Raw genomic sequence first — 23,168 nt, 5'->3', positions numbered from 1 at the left:
GGTTTTGTCAGAGAACAGGCGTTTGGAATAAAAAGGTAAAAGAAGGACTTTCCTTCAAGTCCTTTACGGCATCCCCTGCATATATTTCTCCGTTGGTCAGCGATAGTTTTTTTATAGCGGCTTTAGGGCTGAAATCTATTTTCTTCAAATCGAGCCAGAATAGGTTAGGAGTGAGAGTTGACTCAAAATAATAGACTTTGTCTTTCTGATTGGAGACCGAACGCCAGCGGGTGGAAGAGATATGAGGCTTGTCCGGTGTGGTAATTCCGAACGGGACGGATACGGTACGCATCACGCTCAATACGCTGGGCACTGCAATCTTAGCGTCTGCCGTCTGCGGAATGGCATGGATGTAGAATGATGCGCGTACAAAACGGTCGCTGGAACGGTTGGTTCCCGGCAACATCTGCAATCCACCGACCTCTTTCCAGTAATCGTTAATGGCTAATTGGTATTCATATCTGGGTGAGTTGGTCATTACCTGATACTCTTTACCTTCGTGAATATTAAGCTTTCCGTTCAGGTATTCCAAGATAGCGGTATTTCCCGTTTCGTCCGTAATAGCCAGATGCAGGGTGGAAGCCGAACCGTTCGGCATTTGGGGAGCATCGATTCGGAATGTCTCTTTCTTCAGTTCGTCTACGGCTTCGCGTACGGTGGCGAAGTTATCGAGTACGTATTGCGTCCAAATGCTGATGCCCATTGTCGGACGGGTATCTCCGGGACGATCATATATAGACTCGGGCAGGAACAGAAGGCTGGCTACCAACCCTTTTTCGTTCATGCCGTCGCACGTACCGATGTCGTAGCCTGTTGCAATGACACTGCCGTATTTGGAAGTCCACTTCACTGTTTCGCCTTTATTGTATCCGGCTCTTTGTATCCCTCGGGGAAAGACATAAATATTACTCATTATATCTTCTTTCCAGTCCATTGTACGACCTGTGACAACCATATTGTCCGGTCCGATGTAAGTGGCACGCGTGCATGCGTCCGCTTGCTGTACGCCTGAGGAAAATAAGGCAGCTAAGACTGCCAATGCTACCGCTACTCTTTTTGTATTCATAATCTTGTTGATTAAATGATTTATATACAAGGAGTAACAAATGTGGCATCAAACAGTTTCGTGTAAACCGCTTTTTTAGATTCTATTCTTTTTTTTCTTTCAGCAGTTCTTCCATTTTCAGCACTTCATCACGATATTGCGCCGCTTCGATGAAGTCGAGTTTCTTGGCAGCTTCCTGCATCAGTTTCTTGGTGCGCTCGATGCTCTTTTCAAGCTGGTTGCGGCTCATGTACTGAACAATAGGGTCTGCGGCGAGCATGGAGGTACTCTCTTGTTCCACATAAGGACGGGGCGCGTTTCCTGACAGTTTTTCCTTTCCGGTTCCACTTTCGGCAAATCCTTCTGTACCGGCGAATACGTTGAGACTTTTGGCTTTTTTGATTTGTTGAGGCGTGATGCCATGTTCTTCGTTGTATTTCAGTTGCTTTTCGCGGCGGCGGTTGGTCTCGTCGATGGTCAGTTGCATGCTTTCCGTAATTTTGTCGGCATACATGATGACCATGCCGTTAACATTGCGGGCGGCACGTCCGGCAGTCTGCGTCAGCGAACGGTGGGAACGGAGGAATCCCTCCTTGTCCGCATCCAGAATAGCAACAAGGGATACTTCCGGCAAGTCCAGTCCTTCACGTAGAAGATTGACGCCGACCAGTACGTCATATTCGCCTTCGCGTAAATCACTCATAATCCTTACGCGCTCCAGTGTATCCACATCACTATGGATATAGTTGCACTTCACGTTGTTATTGAGAAGATATTCCGTCAATTCTTCTGCCATGCGCTTGGTCAGAGTGGTGATGAGCGTGCGCTCGTTGCGTTCGATGCGTAACTGAATTTCTTCCATTAAGTCGTCTATCTGGTTGTGGCTGGGGCGTACTTCGATAATGGGATCCAGCAAGCCGGTCGGACGGATTACCTGCTCTACAACAATACCTTCAGATTGCATCAGTTCGTAATCGGCAGGTGTGGCGCTGACGTATATAACCTGTTTTGCCATTGATTCAAACTCCTCGAACTTCAACGGACGGTTGTCCATTGCTGCGGGAAGCCGGAAACCGTATTCTACCAAGTTTGTCTTTCGGGCGCGGTCGCCGCCATACATGGCACGTATCTGCGGAACGCTCACATGGCTTTCGTCGATGACTATGAGAAAATCCTCGGGGAAAAAATCCAGCAGGCAGTAGGGACGGGTGCCTGCCGCACGTCCGTCAAAATAGCGCGAATAGTTTTCTATGCCTGAGCAATGGCCTAATTCGCGCATCATTTCCATATCGTAAGTTACACGTTCCTGCAGGCGTTTGGCTTCGAAAGGGCGCCCCTCGTTCTCAAACCATTGCACTTGTTTGTGCAAGTCGTCTTCTATCTCATGGATAGCCCGCAAGGTGGCTTCTTTGGTTGTCATAAACAAGTTGGCGGGATATATCTTATAGGCGTCGAACCGGGCTATCGTAACACCACTCACCGGGTCCACCTCTTCGATGCTGTCTATTTCATCTCCCCAAAAAACGATGCGCAGAAGATTGTCGGCATAGGCCAGGTAGATGTCTACCGTATCACCTTTCACGCGGAAGTTGCCGCGGTTCAGGTCTATGTCATTACGGACATAAAGGCTGTCTACAAGTCGTCGGAGAAATACATTGCGACTGTAATTCTTTCCTTGTTGCACTTCGATTACATTATTATAGAAGTCTGCCGGATTTCCCATACCGTAAATACATGATACGGAAGAGACTACCACCACGTCTTTGCGCCCGGAAAGCAGGGCGGAAGTGGCGGCAAGCCGGAGTTTGTCAATTTCGTCATTGATAGCGAGATCTTTTTCTATGTAAGTGTCTGAGGAAGGAAGATAGGCTTCGGGCTGGTAATAATCATAGTAGGACACATAATATTCTACCGCATTGTTCGGAAAGAATCCTTTGAACTCGCTGTACAACTGTGCTGCCAGCGTCTTGTTATGGCTCAATATGAGCGTAGGTTTGTTGATGTTGGCTATGACGTTGGCAATGGTAAACGTTTTTCCGGAACCTGTTACACCAAGTAAGGTCTGTGCGGGAACTCCCTCACGCACGCCTTCGGTAAGTTGTGCAATTGCTTCCGGCTGGTCACCGGTAGGGTGATAGGCGGATGTTAACTCGAATTTGTTCATTTCATCAGGATTGTCGGGCAAAGATAGGAAAGGTATGAAAATAAAGCAACTTAATGTATCGAAAAACATGGTTACTCCCATAACTCCTTGCTCCATAAAACGGAAAAATGAATGAAATGTATATAAAAAATACTATGATGTACCACCACTTCCATACCCCTCTCAGAACATGCTCCTGCAAGGGTGGCAATGACTCACTGACTGAGTGCCTTTCAGTCAGTGAGTCATTGCCTTTCAGTCCCTGACTGAATGGGGCTCCTTCTTTGAGTCATTGCCGGCAAGTCTGGAATAAAGGCGCTTATGTAATTATATAATACTTTTCAGGCTTTTAAAAAACATTGGAGTTTTTTGTGTTGAAAATTTGTGAATTCGTAAGTAAAACATATCTTTGCGGTATCAAATTAATAACAACCATTAATGTAATACAACAAAAACATGATTTGGAATGAGAGTATCGAATGTATGGATCGCGAAAGCCTTCGTAAAATCCAAAGCATTCGTCTTAAAAAGACTGTGGAGCGTGTATATCATGACACTCCTTTCTACCGCAAGAAAATGCAGGAATTGGGAATCACTCCTGATGACATCAACAGCATTGACGATATTGTGAAACTGCCTTTTACTACGAAATACGATCTTAGGGATAACTATCCTTTTGGACTTTGTGCTGTTCCTATGAGCCAGATAGTTCGTATCCACGCCTCCTCCGGTACTACCGGAAAGCCCACTGTGGTGGGGTACACGCGTAAGGACCTTTCGGCCTGGTCGGAGTGTCTGTCACGCGCTTTTACGGCTTATGGCGCCGGCAGTTCGGATATTTTTCAGATATCATACGGATACGGGCTCTTTACCGGCGGGCTGGGTGCTCATGCCGGTGCTGAAAATATCGGTGCTTCCGTAATTCCAATGTCCAGCGGTAATACGGAGAAGCAAATAACGCTGATGCATGATTTCGGTTCGACGGTTCTTTGTTGCACGCCTTCTTATGCTCTGTATCTGGCGGATGCCATTAAGGACTCCGGTTTTCCGCGTGAAGAGTTCAAACTGAAGTTCGGCGCTTTCGGGGCAGAGCCATGGACAGAGAATATGCGTCGTGACATTGAAACGAAATTGGGAATAAAAGCTTATGACATCTATGGGCTGAGCGAGATAGCCGGCCCCGGTGTAGGATACGAATGTGAGTGCCAGCATGGTACGCATCTCAATGAAGACCATTATTTCCCGGAAATCATAGACCCGAAAACGCTTGAGCCGGTTGCACCGGGCGAAACAGGAGAATTGGTGTTTACGCATCTCACCAAAGAAGGAATGCCTTTGCTGCGCTATCGCACTAAAGACCTTACGGCTTTGCACTATGACAAATGTCCTTGTGGGCGTACATTGGTCCGCATGGACCGCATCCTCGGACGTAGTGACGATATGCTTATCATACGCGGTGTAAACGTATTCCCCACACAGATTGAGTCTGTTATTCTTGAGATGCCTGAGTTTGAACCGCATTATCTGCTGCTTGTCGATCGAAAGAACAATACGGATACTATGGAACTGCAAGTGGAAGTCCGTCCGGAATATTACTCTGATGAGATTAACAAGATGCTGGCCTTGAAGAAAAAACTTACAGCGCGTTTGCAAAGCGTATTAGGCTTGGGCGTGGATGTCCGGTTGGTGGAACCGCGCAGCATCGAGCGTAGTGTAGGTAAAGCGAAACGCGTAATTGATAACCGAAAACTGTAAAACAAGATATTATGGTAGCAAAACAACTTTCTATTTTTCTGGAGAACAAGTCAGGCCGCCTTACGGAAGTGACGGAAGTTCTTGCCAAAGAAGGTGTCAACCTTTCTGCTCTTTGCATAGCCGAGAATGCTGATTTTGGTATTCTTCGCGGCATTGTCTCTGAACCGGATAAAGCATATAAAGCTTTAAAGGATAATCATTTTGCTGTCAATGTAACGGATGTGGTGGGAATCAGTTGCCCCAATATCCCGGGTTCATTGGCAAAAGTTCTCCGCTGCCTGTCCGATGAAGGTGTGTTTATTGAATATATGTACTCTTTTGCCAATGGGCAGACCGCCAATGTCATTATCCGTCCTAACGATATGGAAAACTGTATTCGCGTATTGACGGAAAAAAAAGTAGATCTGCTGGCTGCAAGCGATCTGTATAAACTGTAAAAAAGAAATCAGTGATTAATGATTAGTGCATTGCGCTCTCTTGTTGCATAGCCTCCTAATCATTAATCACTAAACACACATCAAACTCTCTCTCCCCATTCGTTCTCCAAATTATTCCTCTTCATCTTTGTTTTTGAAAAATTAAGGTGCGTATCGTTGTTTAATTCGATATGAACCTCTATCTTTGCGCATTATTTGAATAAAAGTAATGAAGAAGAACATCCTTATAACTCTGCTTGCAGCACTGCTGCTCTCCTCATGTGGAGAATACAACAAGTTGCTGAAAAGCACAGACTACGAATACAAGTATGAAGCGGCAAAGAATTACTTCGCAAAAGGTCAGTATAATCGTGCTGCGACTTTGTTGAACGAGTTGATTGCCATTCTTAAAGGTACTGACAAAGCTGAAGAATCACTTTATATGCTGGGTATGAGTTATTATAACCAGAATGATTATCAGACTGCCGCTCAAACATTCACCCAATATTACAATGTGTATCCGCGTGGTACGTTTACCGAGCTGGCACGTTTTCATGCCGGAAAGGCTTTGTATCTGGATACGCCGGAACCCCGTTTGGACCAGTCCGGTACATACAATGCAATCCAGCAATTACAGATGTTTTTGGAGTATTTTCCGAACAGCGCAAAGAAAGACGAAGCTCAAAACATGATTTTTGCTTTGCAGGACAAATTGGTTATGAAAGAATATCTTTCTGCTAAGCTCTATTATAATTTGGGCAATTACTTAGGAAATAATTATGAGTCTTGCGTCATTACGGCGCAGAATGCTTTGAAAGATTATCCTTATACTAATATGCGTGAGGATTTGTCTATCCTCATCTTGCGTGCCAAGTATGAAATGGCGGTATTCAGTGTGGAAGATAAAAGAGAGGAACGCTATCGCGAAGCAGTAGATGAATATTATGCTTTTAAGAATGAATTCCCTGAAAGTAAATATATGAAAGATGCCGACCGTATCTTTAAAGAAGCGCAGAAAATATTGAAAGATTGACAGATAAAAAGAGAATATTATTGTTATAGAATAAAATTAATTTAGATAAAAATTATGGATTACAGAAAGACAAATGCTCCTACTACTACGGTTACTCGTGACATGATGGAATTGTGTGAAGATACAGGTAATGTATATGAAACCGTAGCGATTATTGGTAAGCGTGCCAATCAGATCAGTGTTGAAATTAAAAATGATCTTTCTAAGAAGTTGGCGGAATTTGCTTCCTATAATGACAACCTTGAAGAAGTGTTTGAAAATCGCGAACAGATTGAAATCTCCCGTTATTATGAGAAGTTGCCGAAACCTACTTTGATTGCTACTCAGGAATATCTTGAGGGTAAGGTGTACTATCGTAATCCTTCTAAGGAAAAAGAAAAATTGCAGTAATGATACAACGTATTCAATCCGTTTATTTGTTATTGGTAACTGTCCTTCTGGTTGTAACTCTTTGTTTGCCGGCGGGAGAGTTTATTGGTTCGGACGGGATAGTGGCTCATGTTTTCAAACCGTTGGGGGTGACTTTGGCCGATGGTGGCTTTCAGTCTACATGGGGATTGTTCGGTATTCTTTTATTGAGTGCGATTATCTCATTGTGCACTATCTTCCTATTCCGTAACCGTATGTTGCAAGTCCGTATGACTATCTTTGGCAGCCTTCTGCTGACTGGTTATTACATTGCTTTCGTGGTATTTGTGTTCATTTTGAAAGAAGATTTGAATGTAACGAGCTTCCAATTGGGTTGGGCTTTGTGCCTTCCGGCTGTATGTATCATACTGAACTATTTGGCTTTCCGTTCCATCTATCGGGATGAACTGATGGTGAAAGCGGCAGACAGATTAAGATAATAAAAACTGTTTCGATAAGAAACGGATATATACAATAAAAGCGGGACATGGTTTTAAACCATGTCCCGCTTTTATTATTGTCAGAGGTTTATACTGTTATTTCTTCAGATCGAATAAGTAAGTGATCTTTGCAGTGATGACCCCATGGGCCGAACGGGAGAAGTAGTCTTTCTTTGTACTGCTGTAAAAATCGGATAAAGCGTAATAGTATCGGCCTTCTACCAAAAAGTGCCCGATTTTAGTACGAAGCTCCACACCGGCTCCACCTGTGATACCATAGTCAAACTTATTATCTACGGCTTTATCGTGTTGCTCAACGGTTATTCCGGTATAATTGTCCCAATCGCCACCTATTGTGTAACTGTCGCTAAGAAAAAAGCCTATCTGCGGACCTGCATGAACAAAAAACTGTAATCCTCTGTCTTTGCCGAAAGCCAAATGCGCAAGGAAGGGAATTTCTATGTAATTCATTTTACGCGTGTATTGCAATTCGGGGTAGTCCTGATAAAACTCATCCCAACCATGTTGCGAGAAATTTAACTCAATCTGTGCACCGCATATCATACTGAAGTATTTTTCGGAAATATAACGGGCTGTCAGTCCGCCATTGATACCCATCAGGTTATTCTGGCGGACTCTGGGAGAGAAACTTACGCTATTCAGGTTGATACCGCCGTTAATGCCCACAGAAAAGTTGTGGCGTTGTTCGCCTATCTGTGCGCTTGCCGGCAAGGCACATGTTCCTGCCAAAAGTGCTGTTCCTATAATTGTTTTTAGTCTCATTTTCTTAAATTGCAATTTACGAGTTGCTTGTCATCGAATGGCTGTAAATCGTCTTTAATCGAAATCAAGCTTTATCAGCTCAAAGTTTTTGGTGAAACGTACAAAGAATACTTTCCGGTTGATGAAGCCGCCCCAGTTGTTGACACGTTGGAACTTGAAGCCGGTTTGAATAGGGACAAGGTCCATTTTATCCAAGTTCTTTTCAAGTCCCGAACCATATCTGGATAGGCCTTTGAGGAAGAAATAGCCGGTATCGAACCCCAGCATGCCGAATTTCGGATAACGCTCGTCCATCTCTTTTCCATACCATTTGCGATAACTCTTTGTGAAGGTTATGGCTGCCGGCAGCAGGTTGTTCGTATAGAAAGAGGAATAGAAGTAAGTATCCAGCTCAAAGAATGCTTCAAGGTGGTCTTTGGTGTACGTCTGCCATTCCGGATAGCCGAAGAGATGCACACGACTGTCAGGCTGTTCGCGCACCAGCAATGTCAATTGCGGCAGTATTTTGATTAGGGTAATATTGCTTCCCGAAGTGGGGATAAAAATATTCTCGCGATCGTTGCGTAATACGGCTTTCATAGACTCTACGGTAGCATCCTCCTTCAATGATTTTGTGGGTATGGAACGGTTGCGCAATTCCTCTTTCAGTCCTTTTATGAACTCCGCTTTGTCTTTAGTGTCCTGACTGGCTTCAATAAAGATAACATTGGCGTTGGGGAACTGGCGGACAAAATGGTCGTACACTTCCGAGTAAAGGTAGGATTGGGGAGTATTGATCTGATATACCGACGGATTGCGGAATACAGTATTATCCTTGGATGTAAACGGTATCACCAAGCGTATATCATGCTTGTCGGCAAAATCGGCCAGCGGCTTGATATGCTGTTGGTGCAACGGGCCGAAAATGATATCCATGTCTTTCATCTCGTTTTTGCCAAGTATGGAATTCAGAGATGAGGTGGAAGGGCCTGTACTGTATGTAAAAAGATCAATAGAAGTGCCTGTGCGCTTCAAACTGTCTACTGCCATGAGGAAACCTTCATAGTATTCCACCATTTTTGCAGATTCGCTTTTGCTTGCTCCGTCAGATAAAAACGGAAGAATAACAGCTGCCTTGATAACATTGATACGCTCGTTACTCTTTTTGTTCTCACTGAACAATTCACTGTCGCTTGGCGCTGTCGCTTGAGGATGCGTATTTTGCTGTATCTGGGTGGAAGGATAGGGGATACAGAGAAATGAACCTTTCTTTATTTTATTTTCCCCCTGCAATTCCGGATTGGCGGCAATGAGCTCAGCTTCCGTAATGCCATACTTCCGGCTGATGCTGAATACGGTTTCTTTCCGTTTCACCTTGTGCATATCGCGGCAACGTGATTGCACCGGAGCTTGGACAGATGTGTTTCCGGTGGGAGATGTAGCGGAAAGTCCGGTGTTGTTCGTTGTGGCAGTAGCCGCGTCCGTTGAGGATGGAATCCGGATAACCTGCCCGATGCGGAAGTTCTCTGCGCTCAGTCCGGGATTGGCGTCGCATATGTCTTTCGCCGAGACATTGTATTTTACGGTAAGCCGGTAAAGGGTTTCACCGGATTCTATGGTGTGGAAAGTTTCTTTCTGTGAATTGGCATCCGTACGTGGAATACGTAAGGTGCGTCCTACGTATATCTTGTCATCACTTCCCGGATTTAGTTTCACTATGTCTGCCTGGCTGATGTTATACATGCTGGCAATGGAATATAGGCTCTGACCTTTTTCTATTGTATGCAGAAAATAAGATTGGTTTTCTTGTGCGTTTACACCGAAACTACATGCACCGGCAAGCAGCAAGGAGCAGAAAATACGATTGATAGTTTTCATTCAGTAATCGTTGGTTTATGTTTACAATTTCCCAAAGTAGCTGCAAAGTTAGTAATATTGTCCTATTTTAACCAAAGGATTGCGTTAAGAAATAATATTGTGCATTTCAAAACCGAAAAATATGTCTTTTCGGCTGATATTCGGCCGGAAACCTTTATTTTTGCACAAATTCATTAATTAAAATATGCAAGAAGAAACAGAATATATCAATGTATACGGAGCGCGTGTACATAATTTGAAGGACATTGATGCTGAAATTCCCCGTAATAGCCTGACGGTCATCACCGGGTTGAGTGGAAGTGGCAAGTCATCTTTAGCATTCGATACGATATTTGCTGAAGGCCAACGCCGGTATATTGAAACCTTTTCCGCTTATGCCCGTAACTTCCTGGGGAATCTGGAACGTCCTGATGTAGACAAGATTACAGGCCTGAGTCCGGTGATTTCCATTGAGCAGAAGACAACCAATAAAAATCCGCGTTCCACCGTAGGTACGACAACGGAAATATACGATTATCTTCGCCTGCTGTACGCTCGTGCCGGTGAGGCTTATTCTTATGTTTCCGGTGAGAAAATGGTGAAATACACCGAAGAGCAAATCCTTGATCTTATTCTGAATGATTATAAAGGAAAACGTATTTACATTCTTGCTCCGCTGGTACGTAGCCGTAAAGGACATTATAAGGAATTGTTCGAGCAAGTCCGGAAGAAAGGTTATCTCTATGTCCGCGTAGACGGTGTGGTGCGTGAGGCTCTTCCCGGCATGAAGCTGGACCGCTACAAGAATCATGATGTAGAAGTGGTGATTGACAAGCTGGTTGTGGCAGATAAAGACGACACTCGTTTGAAGAACAGCGTTGCCACTGCCATGCGTCAGGGAGACGGACTGCTGATGATTCTTGATGTGCAAGATGAAAGTGTGCGCCATTATAGTAAACGCCTGATGTGCCCTGTAACCGGGTTGTCTTACCGCGAACCTGCTCCTCATAACTTTTCTTTCAACTCTCCGCAGGGAGCCTGTCCCAAATGTAAAGGACTGGGTGTGGTGAATCAGATTGATATAGACAAGGTTATCCCGGATCGTGAGCTTTCCATAAGTGAGGGAGCTGTTATACCTTTGGGAAAAGCCAAGAATAGTATGATATTTTGGCAGATTACCGCATTGCTGGAGAAATATGAAGCCACGTTGAAAACTCCTGTCAAGGAACTTCCGGATGATGCCATAGATGAGATTCTGTATGGTTCGGATGAACGCATAAAGATAAAGAGTTCGCTCATTGGTACGTCATCCGATTATTTCGTTACTTTCGAGGGGGTAGTGAAGTACATTCAGATGTTGCAGGAAAAAGACGCGTCTGCCACAGCGCAGAAATGGGCAGAACAGTTTGCCAAGACAGCTGTTTGTCCGGAGTGTCATGGAGCGAAACTGAATAAAGAGGCTTTGTCATACCGCATCCATGATAAAAACATCTATGAACTCTCCACAATGGACATCAATGAGCTGTATGACTGGTTGATGAACGTAGACCAATTTCTCAGCAATAAGCAGCAACAGATTGCTGTCGAAATATTAAAGGAAATCCGTACCCGTCTAAAATTCCTGCTGGATGTGGGATTGGATTATTTGTCATTGGACCGTAGTGCCGTCAGTCTTTCCGGCGGCGAAAGCCAGCGCATCCGGCTTGCCACACAGATAGGCTCGCAGTTGGTCAACGTTCTGTATATCTTGGATGAACCCAGTATCGGATTGCACCAACGCGATAATCTGCGGCTTATTCATTCACTGAAAGAGCTGCGCGATATGGGCAACTCTGTTATCGTGGTGGAGCACGATAAGGATATGATGCTTGCTGCCGATTATGTTATTGATATGGGGCCTAAAGCGGGCCGGTTGGGCGGAGAGGTTGTCTTTGCCGGTACTCCGGGAAAGATGTTGCAGACGCATACGCTGACTTCCCAATATCTGAACGGCGAACGTGCCATCGAAGTGCCTGCCGAACGGCGCAAAGGTAACGGTCATAGTCTTTGGTTGCGTGGCGCCAAAGGCAATAACCTGAAGAATGTAGATGTGGAGTTCCCGCTTGGCAAATTGATTTGTGTGACCGGTGTATCGGGCAGCGGTAAGTCTACGCTGATTAATGAGACACTTCAACCCATTCTTTCACAGAAGTTTTATCGCTCTCTTCAAGACCCTTTGGAGTACGATAGTATTGAAGGATTAGAGTATATAGATAAGGTGGTAAATGTGGATCAGTCTCCGTTGGGGCGTACTCCGCGTTCCAATCCCGCCACTTATACCGGAGTCTTTTCGGACATCCGTAACTTGTTTGTCGGTCTGCCCGAAGCTAAAATTCGCGGTTACAAGGCGGGACGCTTCTCGTTCAATGTCAGTGGGGGGCGTTGCGAAGCCTGCCAGGGCAATGGTTATAAAACTATTGAAATGAACTTCCTGCCCGACGTGTATGTTCCTTGTGAGGTCTGCCATGGCAAACGCTACAATCGGGAAACCCTGGAAGTGCGCTTCAAAGGGAAGTCTATTGCCGATGTGCTGGATATGACAATTAACCGCGCGGTGGAATTTTTTGAAAACGTGCCTCAGATTCTGAATAAGATAAAGGTAATTCAAGAGGTGGGGCTGGGTTATATAAAACTGGGACAGTCTTCTACCACGCTTTCCGGTGGCGAAAGCCAACGTGTGAAGCTTGCCACCGAACTTTCCAAGCGGGATACAGGCAAGACGCTCTATATTCTTGATGAGCCTACCACCGGACTGCACTTTGAGGATATCCGCGTGCTGATGAATGTGCTGAACAAGTTGGTCGATAAGGGCAATACGGTCGTTGTTATCGAGCATAATCTTGACGTTATCAAAATGGCAGACTATATCATAGATATGGGACCGGAAGGCGGTAAGGGCGGGGGAGAACTCCTTTCTTGCGGTACACCCGAAGAAGTGGCAAAGAGCACGAAGGGATATACTCCGAAGTTCTTGAAAGAAGAACTTCATATTTGAATATCTTAAGAGGAAAAATAATTAATCTACGATGAAAAAGATTTTTGCTCATTCGTAGTTTATAGTTTGCAAATAAGGAAATGAAAATTAATAAAACGAATGTAGCCCGGCTGCTTGATAAGGCAAAAATTGCTTATGAACTTATTCCGTATGAAGTGGATGAAAAAGATCTGAGCGCTGTACATGTTGCCGCCAGCTTGGGAGAGGACATAGAGCAGGTCTTTAAGACCTTGATATTGCATGGTGACAGGACTGGTTATTTTGTGTGCGTCATCCCCGGCGAACACGAGGTTGATTTGAAGTTGGCCGCGAAAGTTTCCGGTAACAAGAAATGCGATCTCATCCCGATGAAAGAATTGCTTCCATTAACGGGATATATTCGTGGCGGCTGTTCGCCTATCGGCATGAAAAAAGCTTTTCCTACCTATATTCACGAAACTTGCCTGCAGTTCCCTTATATTTATATAAGTGCGGGGCAACGTGGCCTGCAGCTCAAACTCAATCCGGAAGATCTGATAAAAGAAGTTCATGCCCAAGTCTGCATCCTGTTTGAGGCATAAAGGTTAGGTTTTGCCAAGAGATATTCTGTTTTCTTACCGGAAATCTCGACGAAAAGCATATATTTGCAAAAAATATAAATTAATCAATACTAATTACTAATTTACAAAAACTTATTTTTATGTTTAGCAAACACCCTAATGGATTGATTGCTGCCGCTTTGGCTAATATGGGAGAGCGTTTCGGCTTCTATATTATGATGGCAATCCTTACACTGTTTATCTCGGCGAAGTTCGGACTGTCGGAAACGACAACCGGATATATCTATTCCGCATTCTATGCATCTATTTATATTTTGGCATTAGCAGGCGGTATCATTGCTGACAAGACAAAAAATTTTAAAGGCACTATTTTGGCCGGTTTAGTGATGATGGCTGTCGGTTATCTTATTATTGCCATTCCCACTCCCACACCTGTTCCCAGCATGGGACTTTATCTCGGACTGACTTGCTTTGGACTTTTGGTCATTGCGTTCGGTAACGGTTTGTTCAAAGGAAATCTTCAGGCATTGGTAGGTCAGATGTATGATGATCCTAAGTACTCGAGCTTGCGTGACTCCGGTTTTCAGATTTTCTATATGTTTATCAATATCGGTGGCTTCTTTGCTCCATGGATTGCTATCGGTGTGCGTAACTGGTGGCTGAAAGTGAACAACTTCGATTATGATGCCACCTTGCCCGAACTTTGCCACCAATTCCTTAAAGAAGGTGATAAAATGGCTCCTCAGGCAATGGAGAATCTCACATCTTTGGCAGAAAAAGTTACGCTTGACGGTAGCCATGTGGCTGATATGGGCGCATTTGTCAACAACTATCTGGATGTGTTTAATCGTGGTTTCCAATACGCTTTCATGGCTGCGATTGTCGCTATGTTGATTTCATTGGTAATCTATCTGGCTAATAAAAAACGTTTCCCCGATCCGGCAAAGAAGGTTGCAGCAGCTAAAGAGCAGAATACTACTGTAAGTAAGGAAGAAATCAAAATGAGTGCTGCTGAAATCAAACAACGTATCTATGCATTGTTTGCTGTATTCGGTGTGGTAATCTTTTTCTGGTTGTCATTCCATCAGAATGGTTATTCGCTGACATATTTTGCACGTGACTATGTAGATCTGAGCGTAATAGATATCGACCTTGGCTTTACCCGTATCAAGGGGGCAGAAATATTCCAATGTGTGAACCCGTTCTTTGTTGTATTCCTCACTCCGTTTATCATGTGGTTGTTCGGCTCTTTGAAGAAGACCGGCAAAGAGCCTTCTACTCCGATGAAGATTGCTATCGGTATGGGAATTGCAGCATTGGCGTACGTATTCCTGATGATATTCTCATTTACTTTGCCCGATAAGGATGTGTTGAGCACTATGAGTGCCGCTGAAATCAGTGCGATTCGTGTGACCCCATGGATTATGATTGGTTTGTACTTCATTCTTACGGTTGCCGAATTGTTTATCTCGCCGTTAGGATTGTCTTTCGTATCCAAAGTGGCTCCTCCTCATTTGCAAGGTCTGATGCAGGGTTGTTGGTTGGCAGCAACTGCAGTAGGCAACTCACTACTTTTCATTGGAGGTATTCTGTATACTACCGTTCCAATTTGGGCATGCTGGTTAGTCTTTGTAGGTGCAACAGGTGCTTCTATGATTGTAATGCTCTCTATGGTTAAGTGGCTGGAGAGAGTGGCAAAATAATAATTAGTGATTAATAGTTGGTGATTAATGATTAAGCGGAAACTGTGCAAGATGATAGCGCAGCCATACTAATCATTAATCACCAGCCACTAATTACTGTCCTCATATTTCCTTTCCCATTATATAATCATTCATGTAATATCCGTTTCCAATCGGAAAATCTCCTTCTCTTAGTTTCTTCATCCCCATGTGTTCGTAAAAGTGCAGTGCTTTATTATTGCGGTTTACGTTTAACTCCAGCATACATGGTTCCGGATGTATCTCTTTTATATATTTTACAGCTTCGCGAAACAGGAAACTCCCACAGTGTGCCCCCTGATAATAGGGGAGTACATAAATCTTTTGTAAGTGGAATAAATCTTTGCCTTGTGGTTGTATGGATACATAACCTGCTGCTTCGCACTCTTCGTAGGCTATAAAGTAAACATGTTCTTCTTCCTCCATTTGTTTACGGATATTTTCTATGGAGTACATCCATTCCATCATATATTCAGTTTGTTCCTTTGATAGTATTTCCTTATAAGTTTCGGGAAATATCTGCCATGCCAGTTTGTGAATCAATTCACAATCGGTGCTTGTTGCTTTTCTGATAGTAAACATATTTGTTGTGTTTATATTAATCTGATGCAAATATAATATACTTTACTACAAATAGATTCTATTATATAGATATTTATAGCATATTAGAAGATTATCTGTAAAGATGGCAGGCATAGTATATGCAACAGTTTTGGATACTTATTTCTTAAATAATATTAATGTAAGGTACTTTGTAATACAAGGTACTTGCATAATGCATATATTTGTGTCATACAAAATGTGTAACACTTTTGCTGTAATTAAAAAACATTTTAATGACAAATAGATTATGGACGTTAATAACGTAAAATCGCAAATGCGTAAGGGCATGCTTGAGTATTGCATCATGCTATTGCTCCATAAAGAGCCGGCTTATGCTTCGGATATCATACAAAAGTTGAAAGAGGCCCGGCTGATAGTGGTAGAGGGAACGCTCTATCCGTTGCTCACTCGTTTAAAAAACGATGATTTGTTAAGTTATGAATGGATAGAGTCCACGCAGGGGCCACCACGTAAATATTATAAGCTTACAGAAAAAGGAGAGGTTTTCTTGGGCGAGTTGGAAACATCCTGGCAGGAGTTGAACGATACGGTCGATCATATTGCAAATAGCTAGTAGCTATACAAATAAGTAATAGAATAATAAATAAAAACATATAACAATGAAAAAGACATTAACGGTAAATTTAGGCGGAACTGTTTTTCACATTGATGAAGATGCCTACTGCCTTTTAGATAATTATCTGAGCAATTTGAAAATACATTTCCGTAAGGAAGCCGGTGCGGACGAGATTATTGATGATATTGAGCGTCGTATTTCCGAACTGTTTACAGAAAAACTTACTGCAGGGTCGCAAGTGATTACTATTGCCGATGTGGAAGAAGTTATCGCACGCATGGGCAAACCCGAAGAACTGGAACCTGATGGAAATGAAGCCGGCGCCAAAACGGAAAGTTGGGAGGGAGGTAGCTGTTCCGGTAATGCAGGTGCAAACTTTTCTACGAGTACGGAGAAAGTACGTCATCGTTTTTATCGTAACCCCGATGATAGGATGCTAGGGGGTGTGGTGAGCGGGCTGGCTGCTTATTGGGGATGGGATGTAACAGTCTTCCGTTTGGCACTTGTCATAATCATGATTTTTGGGTTTAAACTCCTGATTCCAGCTTATATTATTTGTTGGATTATCGTTCCTGAAGCTCGTACGGCAGCCGAAAAACTGAGCATGCGAGGCGAGGCTGTTACAGTGGACAATATAGGAAAGACGGTTACCGGTGGTTTTGAAAAGGTTGCCAATGGTGTGAATGATTATATGAGGTCTGACAAACCCCGTACTTTTTTGCAAAAACTGGGTGATGCATTAGTCATGGTTGTCGGTTTGTTCTTCAAAATATGTTTGGTGATATTCGCCATCATTTGCAGTCCGTTATTGTTTGTATTCGGGGTCGTATTTGTAGCTCTGCTTTTTGCAGCAGTAATGGTTGCCATTGGTGGTGGAGCTGCACTTATTTCGATGTTTCCCACTTTTAATGTGGTGCTACCTACGTCTCCGTTGTCTGCTATTGTAATGTATATTGCAGGCCTTCTGTTGGTGGGCATTCCATTGGTGAGCCTTGTTTGGGCAATATTCTGTCAAATATTCAAATGGCAGCCTATGGTTTCCGGATTGAAATGGACTTTGGTTATTCTTTGGATTATAAGTGCGGCGGTATTTGGTATCTGCTTTGCTATGCAGGGAGCAACATTCCCAATGCTGGGAGTAATGGCATGGTAGGAGAATGATAATGATTCTGTTAACATCGTAGCAGATATGAAGTTAACAAGATAGTTTGTAATAAGTTAACATCATAAAGAAAGGAAGTTAACATCGTCCCACTAACGATGTTAACTTCCTTTTCTGATATTCTCTGTCAGGTTCTCTTCTTTATTTTTCAGCAGGTTTCAGCCATTTATCAAGCCATTCAAAGAATGTACGTTGCCACAGAATGCCATTTTGTGGTTTCAACACCCAATGGTTTTCATCCGGATAGATAAGAAGTTCGGCTGGTACTCCACGCATTACGGCTGCATCAAAGGCTGCCATAGCTTGGTTGGCTAAAATGCGGAAATCTTTTTCACCATGAATACAGAGGATAGGAGTATCCCATTTATCTACAAAAAGGTGAGGAGAGTTGGCAAAAGTGCGTTGGGCAGTAGCATTGTTCTTTTCCCAGTATGCGCCACCCATATCCCAGTTGGCAAACCATTTTTCTTCTGTTTCCAAATATTGCATTTCCATGTTGAAGATACCGTCGTGGGCAATAAATGCTTTGAAGCGTTTATCATGATGTCCGGCAAGCCAGTAGACGGAGAAACCGCCGAAACTGGCACCGACACACCCCAGTCGGTCTTTGTCGACAAATGGCTCTTTTGACATTTCATCAATGGCGGTGAAATAATCTTTCATACATTGGCCGCCGTAATCCCCGCTGATAGCTTCGTTCCATTCTACGCCGAAGCCCGGAAGACCACGCCGATTGGGAGCTACGATGATATAGTCGTTGGCGGCCATAATCTGGAAGTTCCAACGATAACTCCAGAACTGGCTGACGGGGCTTTGAGGACCACCTTCACAGAAGAGTAGGGTGGGATACTTCTTGTTCGGATCAAATTGGGGTGGGTAGATTACCCATGTTAACATTTGCTTTCCATCAGTTGTTTTCATCCAGCGGGCTTCTACCTTACCCATTTCCAGTTGGTCGTAGATATGCTTGTTCTCGGATGTCAGTTGTTTGGCTTCAGCAAAAATATCGCCGTTGCGTACGTTGTTTACAGCGTAGATTTCATCACCCATGCTCATGGAATGGCGTTTGGCTATCACTTTGTCGCCGCAAAGGGCAAGGGAAGCGTAGTCGTACATACCATCAGTAAGCTGAGTCAGCCGGTCATTGTCTGCAAGGTTTATATTATATATCTGCGTCTCCCCATGCCATACACCGATGAAATATATGCTTTGGGAATTTTTATTCCATAGGAAAGCATCCACATTGGACTCGAACGATCTGCTCACAAAACGCTTTTCTCCGGTTTCAAGATCCATAATGAACAAACGGTTCAGGTCAGCTTCGTAACCATCGCGTTCCATACTCTGCCAGGCAATATATTTGCCGTCGGGAGAGTATTGGGGATTGGTATCGTAACCTTTGTTTTCTTCAGTTATATTTTCAGTTTTCTTAGTGGCAAGGTCATAGATGTAAATGTCGGAATTAGTGGAGATTGCATAGGCTAATCCGGTTTTCTTGCGGCAAGTGTAAGCGATCTTGTCAGAGGAAGGACTCCAGGCTAACTGCTCTATACCTCCCCAAGGCTTCATAGGACTTTCGTAAGGCTCACCGTCCAAGATGTCCTGTATGTTGCTGATGTTGTTACCGTCAAAATCTGCTACAAAAGGGTGCGGAGCAGTTGTTACCCATTCATCCCAGTGCTTGTACATTAAGTCAGTAACGATGATACCGGTTGCCTTGGGTAAGTCGGGGTGTTTGTCGGCGGTGCTTTGTACGGTTTTCACCTGAGCGATAAAAAGCAGTTTTTTACCGTCGGGAGAGAAAGAAAAGCCTTCAATGTCTCCGTCATATTGGGTAAGTTGCTTACGGGCTGTGCCGTCCGGATTCATTTCCCATATTTGACTGCTGCCGGTTTCATTACAGAGAAAAGCAATCTTCGCTCCATCTTTAATCCAGGTGGGTTGGCTTTCCTGCCAATTGTCACAGGTTATTTGTCTATTGTTGCTGCCGTCGGTATTCATGACAAACAACTCATTATTGCTCTTATTTTCCGGTACGCTGTAATAGGCCACCGAATAAGCAATCTGTTTCTCGTCGGGCGATACGACTACACTACCGATACGTCCCATTGCCCAAAGTGCTTCGGGTGTCATACGTTTACCCTCTATTTGAATATCCGATTTTCCAATAAGTGCGGTGTTTTGTTCTGCACCTCCGGTTCCGCCGCAGGACGCTAACATCATTGCTGCCGACATAAATAATAGGTTTGATTGTTTCATATCTGTTTGAATATTTATTTTAGTAGCGAAGATAAGGAATTAATTACTAATAACAAATTACTATTATGGACTTTGACTTGTCATTGGTAATTTGTTATTAGTAATTTATCTCTTAAATCTTTTTCAGGCTCCACGTCCCTTTCTTCATATAAAAGTAACAAAGCACTAAAATGCCTATGGAATAAACGATTTCTGATGTCCATGCAAATGCTACATCTAATTTCAGATAGGCTACAATGTATGTGATATAGCAAGTATAAATCACCAGTGTTATCATTTCCAAAGCTAATGCCGTACGTGTGTTTCCTGTTCCCGATACAGACTGAAAATAAACGTTGGCCGGTACAAGGAACAGATAGGCGGAGCAGAGTACCCAAAGTGAGGGAACAGCGGCTTCCTGCAATTCAGGCATGTCTGTATATACACTCAATATCAGCTTAGGGAATAATGCAAAGAAAATGGCGAATGGCAATACGAAAGCATAGGCAATTCGTATATGCTGTCGTATTGTACCCGGTACACAATTGATATTTCCCGCTCCGATAAGGTTGCTGACTAATGAACCGCAAGTCGAGGCAAATGCCATCATAACCATGAACATGATGCCTGATACGTTACGGATAATATTAGTAATTGCAAGTGAACGTTCTCCCAAATGCTCTACGTATAAAAAAAGTAGGAACCATGTTGAGAGTGACAGGAAATTTTGTACCATTGTCCAAAAAGAGACGTTAAGCATACGTTTGAGTATATTCCAGCGGATGCCCGGTATCTTGTCTAACCCGTACTTGCGGATGTCAATACGACTGCGGGTATAAAGTATGAAGAATATAAGCGATACCAGTTCTGCTAAAGATGAACCGATTGCAGCTCCGGCAATACCGAGGCCCGGGACTCCGAATTTACCGAATATCAGGACATAATTGAATATGATATTGCTTAATACCATGACAATGGAGTTCAATGTCAGTGTTTTAGTTTGTGTCGTTCCCAAGAAAAAAGCACGAAACATTACAGCTGTAAAAGAGAAGAAAAAACCGAATACGCGCCAATTGAGATAACTCATTGCTGCATTGTAGATGTGTTCGGAAGAGACGAGCCGTTTCAATATTACCGGTGCAAAACAGTAGCAGACAATAAACATAACCGCTGCCATTCCCAATTGAAAATAGATTCCTTGATAAAATAAGTTACCTATTTCTTTATATTGTTGTTCGCCGTTACGTCTCGCAATCAATATTTGCGCTCCGATGCTGAAGCCGAAAGCAACCATAAACATTACTATATAGAAAATACCTGCAATGGCGGATGCTCCTAACTCTATTTCTCCTACGCGTCCCAGGAAAGCGGTATCTGTCATGCCAATCATCTGCTCCATAAGCAGGCTGATTAGGATAGGGTAGGCTATAAGCCAGATTTCTTTATAGGTGTATTTCGTTTGCATGTTCAATAAATTAATTTTTTGATATAGTTGAAAAAGGAAAAGAAAGCCGGGCAATGTATATTGTCCGGCTCCCCTCTGAAAAATGCCTTAAACAGAAGTTTATTTTCTGTTTTGCTTTTCTTTCATCATCTGTTCCTGTTGCTTTTGCATAGCCTCAAGACGAGCAGCGAAACCGGTCTTTTTCATTTTCTTCGGATCTTTCTTCTTAGCTTCCAGTTCTGCAAGAAGAGCTTCTTCGTTCGTCGTTTTACGCATGATGAGCGTAGTCACTACACTGATAAGCGTTGAAATAAAATAATAATAGTTCAACCCTGAAGGATAGTCGTTCAAAATGAATAAGAACATGACAGGCATTAAATATGACATCCATTTCATTGCTGCCATTTGTGGATTAGCACCCGTATCCTGCTGTTGCATCATAAATTTGGTATTCAGAATATTCGTTACTGTCATCAGTAAACAGAACAAACTAAGATGACTACCCAAAAATGGGATATGGAACGGGAAGTTAATGAATGCATCGTATGTGGACAAGTCATCAGCCCATAAGAAACTTTGTTGGCGAAGTTCAATGGCGCTTGGCACAAACATGAACAATGCCATTAAAATAGGGAATTGAATCAGCATCGGCAAACATCCCCCCATTGGACTGACTCCATATTGGCTATAAAGCCCCATTACTTCCTGTTGCTTTTTCATGGCATCTTCCTGTTTAGGATATTTCTTGCCGATTTCGTCTATTTTCGGTTTCAGCACACGCATTTTAGCTGAAGAAATATATGTTTTCCAAGTTGCAGGAAATACCACCGCTTTTACAATCAATGTCATCAGCAACAATACAATTCCCATACTTAAACCCCAGCTTGATAGCCAGTCGAAGATGTTGATGGTGAACCACTTGTTTATCCAGCGAATCAGCGGCCAACCAAGGTATACCAAACGGTTAAGTTCCCACTTTTCAGTACGTCCTTTATCAAGTGCAGTCAGCGTTTTATAGTGATTGGGGCCGAAATAGAAAAACAGCTGTGTCGTTTTTTCTCCGGTCGGATCAAAAACTGTACTCATCTCTGCAGAATAGTCTTTGATATATCCGCTGCCCTGTGTCTCCATTTTTGAGCTCAATTTTGTCTTCTCAAAATCAGCATCGGCCAAGAATACAGAGGAGAAGAACTGATTTTTGAAAGCAATCCAGTCCAGGCGTTCCGCAACTTCTTTTTCATCGTTCTTGCCGGCAGATAAATAATCGGTTCCGTCTCCGGTGATTTTATAAGTTAGCTCTGACAAACGGTTTTCGTATGTGTATCCCTTTTCAATCTGACGTGCACGTTGTGACCATTCAATATCTACATATTTGGTGCTTGCCAATTTGTTTGCCATACCTACCGCATCAATCGTAAAGTCTACCAAATAGGTGTCATTGTGCATGGAATACTTAAAGTCGATATAGCTGGCACTATCTGCTGACAAACGCATTGTTACAGTACTATCCGTATAATCTACTACTTTAAAATAGTAATCTTCTGTCTGTATCGTTTCCTTCTTGTTATAGAAAAGGAAATTCATGGAAGCGTCATCTCCACTGAACAGAGTGACAGGGGTCTTTTTGTCCTGTCCCATATACTCTTTCAATGTAGCCGATGAAATACGTCCGCCTTTGGTGGCTACTGTCAGCTCTGCAAGGTTATTTTGTATTGTAACCTGTGAATCGGTTCCTTGAAGCGCATCAAAGAAAAGGGCGGTAGAGTCGGTTGTTTGAGCCTCTTTGTTATTAGCCAGAGCAGCTTCAGCTTTAGCTTTCAGGTCAGCCTCGCGCTGTTGTACTTGGGCTATGGAGTCATAATAGCGTTGTTGCGCAGCCAATTGCTCCTTGTTCGGACGACTTAGAAAGCTGAATCCGACTAACAGAATCGCTATTAGGACGAGGCCTGTGATGGTGTTTTTATCCATTTAATCAATTATGAATTATATAA

The 23,168-nt window shown here is 43.3% G+C and carries 18 protein-coding genes; 10 read left to right on the top strand and 8 right to left on the bottom strand.

The annotated features are described in order from the left end of the window. Positions 1-7: 7 nt before the first annotated feature. Entirely contained in the window at positions 8-1,066 is a 1,059-nt protein-coding gene (locus NQ546_RS12105) for a linear amide C-N hydrolase (protein ID WP_004290853.1), read from the bottom strand. A gap of 82 nt (positions 1,067-1,148) precedes the next feature. Continuing rightward, the gene (uvrB, locus tag NQ546_RS12100) at positions 1,149-3,209 is read right to left on the bottom strand and encodes an excinuclease ABC subunit UvrB (protein WP_039953358.1); all 2,061 of its coding nucleotides are present in this window, start codon (positions 3,207-3,209) and stop codon (positions 1,149-1,151) included. Between the two features lie 435 nt (positions 3,210-3,644). Here uvrB and NQ546_RS12095 point away from each other — a divergent pair, with 435 nt between their 5' ends. The 5 genes from NQ546_RS12095 to NQ546_RS12075 all read left to right on the top strand — a co-directional run bounded on the left by NQ546_RS12095 (position 3,645) and on the right by NQ546_RS12075 (position 7,240). Next, positions 3,645-4,943, top strand: a complete 1,299-nt coding sequence (locus NQ546_RS12095; protein WP_004290855.1) for a phenylacetate--CoA ligase family protein — start codon at positions 3,645-3,647, stop codon at positions 4,941-4,943. Positions 4,944-4,954: 11 nt separating this feature from the next. After that, complete coding sequence (locus NQ546_RS12090; RefSeq protein ID WP_004290856.1) at positions 4,955-5,380, top strand: hypothetical protein; 426 nt, start codon at positions 4,955-4,957, stop codon at positions 5,378-5,380. Between the two features lie 208 nt (positions 5,381-5,588). Continuing rightward, positions 5,589-6,392, top strand: coding sequence for an outer membrane protein assembly factor BamD (locus NQ546_RS12085; protein WP_004290857.1), 804 nt, complete (start codon positions 5,589-5,591; stop codon positions 6,390-6,392). Positions 6,393-6,446: 54 nt separating this feature from the next. Further along, a complete protein-coding gene (locus tag NQ546_RS12080) occupies positions 6,447-6,782 on the top strand; it encodes a DNA-directed RNA polymerase subunit omega (protein WP_004290858.1) in 336 nt (111 codons plus the stop codon). Next, positions 6,782-7,240: a DUF4293 domain-containing protein gene (locus tag NQ546_RS12075; protein ID WP_004290859.1), complete on the top strand. Its 459-nt coding sequence runs from the start codon at positions 6,782-6,784 to the stop codon at positions 7,238-7,240. The genes NQ546_RS12080 and NQ546_RS12075 overlap by 1 nt, the downstream gene beginning before the upstream one ends. A 96-nt stretch (positions 7,241-7,336) precedes the next feature. Here the strand turns inward: NQ546_RS12075 and NQ546_RS12070 are convergent, their stop codons facing one another. Continuing rightward, positions 7,337-8,023: a porin family protein gene (locus NQ546_RS12070; protein WP_004290860.1), complete on the bottom strand. Its 687-nt coding sequence runs from the start codon at positions 8,021-8,023 to the stop codon at positions 7,337-7,339. Between the two features lie 54 nt (positions 8,024-8,077). Beyond that, positions 8,078-9,880, bottom strand: coding sequence for a LysM peptidoglycan-binding domain-containing protein (locus tag NQ546_RS12065; RefSeq protein ID WP_004290861.1), 1,803 nt, complete (start codon positions 9,878-9,880; stop codon positions 8,078-8,080). 184 nt (positions 9,881-10,064) lie between these two features. Between NQ546_RS12065 and uvrA the strand changes: the two genes are divergently transcribed. The 3 genes from uvrA to NQ546_RS12050 all read left to right on the top strand — a co-directional run bounded on the left by uvrA (position 10,065) and on the right by NQ546_RS12050 (position 15,135). Continuing rightward, complete coding sequence (gene uvrA / locus NQ546_RS12060) at positions 10,065-12,893, top strand: excinuclease ABC subunit UvrA (protein WP_004290862.1); 2,829 nt, start codon at positions 10,065-10,067, stop codon at positions 12,891-12,893. Positions 12,894-12,973: 80 nt separating this feature from the next. Beyond that, positions 12,974-13,453 carry a Cys-tRNA(Pro) deacylase gene (ybaK, locus tag NQ546_RS12055; protein WP_004290863.1) on the top strand — a complete coding sequence of 160 codons (480 nt, stop codon included), beginning with the start codon at positions 12,974-12,976 and terminating at the stop codon, positions 13,451-13,453. Positions 13,454-13,572: 119 nt separating this feature from the next. Further along, positions 13,573-15,135: a peptide MFS transporter gene (locus NQ546_RS12050; RefSeq protein ID WP_004290864.1), complete on the top strand. Its 1,563-nt coding sequence runs from the start codon at positions 13,573-13,575 to the stop codon at positions 15,133-15,135. A gap of 102 nt (positions 15,136-15,237) precedes the next feature. Here the strand turns inward: NQ546_RS12050 and NQ546_RS12045 are convergent, their stop codons facing one another. Continuing rightward, positions 15,238-15,735 (bottom strand): GNAT family N-acetyltransferase, encoded by a 498-nt coding sequence (locus tag NQ546_RS12045; protein ID WP_004290865.1) that lies wholly within the window; start codon positions 15,733-15,735, stop codon positions 15,238-15,240. Positions 15,736-16,003: 268 nt separating this feature from the next. Here NQ546_RS12045 and NQ546_RS12040 point away from each other — a divergent pair, with 268 nt between their 5' ends. Together NQ546_RS12040 and NQ546_RS12035 are read left to right on the top strand one after the other, a co-directional pair. Next, on the top strand, positions 16,004-16,330 hold the full coding sequence (locus tag NQ546_RS12040) for a PadR family transcriptional regulator (protein ID WP_004290866.1): 327 nt from the start codon (positions 16,004-16,006) through the stop codon (positions 16,328-16,330). A gap of 46 nt (positions 16,331-16,376) precedes the next feature. After that, a complete protein-coding gene (locus NQ546_RS12035; RefSeq protein ID WP_004290867.1) occupies positions 16,377-17,486 on the top strand; it encodes a PspC domain-containing protein in 1,110 nt (369 codons plus the stop codon). A gap of 150 nt (positions 17,487-17,636) precedes the next feature. Here NQ546_RS12035 and NQ546_RS12030 read toward each other — a convergent pair whose 3' ends face one another. The 3 genes from NQ546_RS12030 to yidC form a co-directional block, all read right to left on the bottom strand. After that, on the bottom strand, positions 17,637-19,754 hold the full coding sequence (locus NQ546_RS12030) for a S9 family peptidase (RefSeq protein WP_004290868.1): 2,118 nt from the start codon (positions 19,752-19,754) through the stop codon (positions 17,637-17,639). A 112-nt stretch (positions 19,755-19,866) separates the two neighbouring features. Continuing rightward, complete coding sequence (locus NQ546_RS12025) at positions 19,867-21,198, bottom strand: MATE family efflux transporter (protein WP_004290869.1); 1,332 nt, start codon at positions 21,196-21,198, stop codon at positions 19,867-19,869. 99 nt (positions 21,199-21,297) lie between these two features. Continuing rightward, positions 21,298-23,145: a membrane protein insertase YidC gene (gene yidC, locus NQ546_RS12020; RefSeq protein WP_004290870.1), complete on the bottom strand. Its 1,848-nt coding sequence runs from the start codon at positions 23,143-23,145 to the stop codon at positions 21,298-21,300. Positions 23,146-23,168: the final 23 nt, after the last annotated feature.

The sequence above is a fragment of the Bacteroides eggerthii genome (assembly GCF_025146565.1).
GTDB classification, from domain to species: Bacteria; Bacteroidota; Bacteroidia; order Bacteroidales; family Bacteroidaceae; genus Bacteroides; species Bacteroides eggerthii.
The sequence above is the reverse complement of the archived record's forward strand: the minus strand, read 5'-3'. Positions and strand labels throughout refer to the sequence as shown.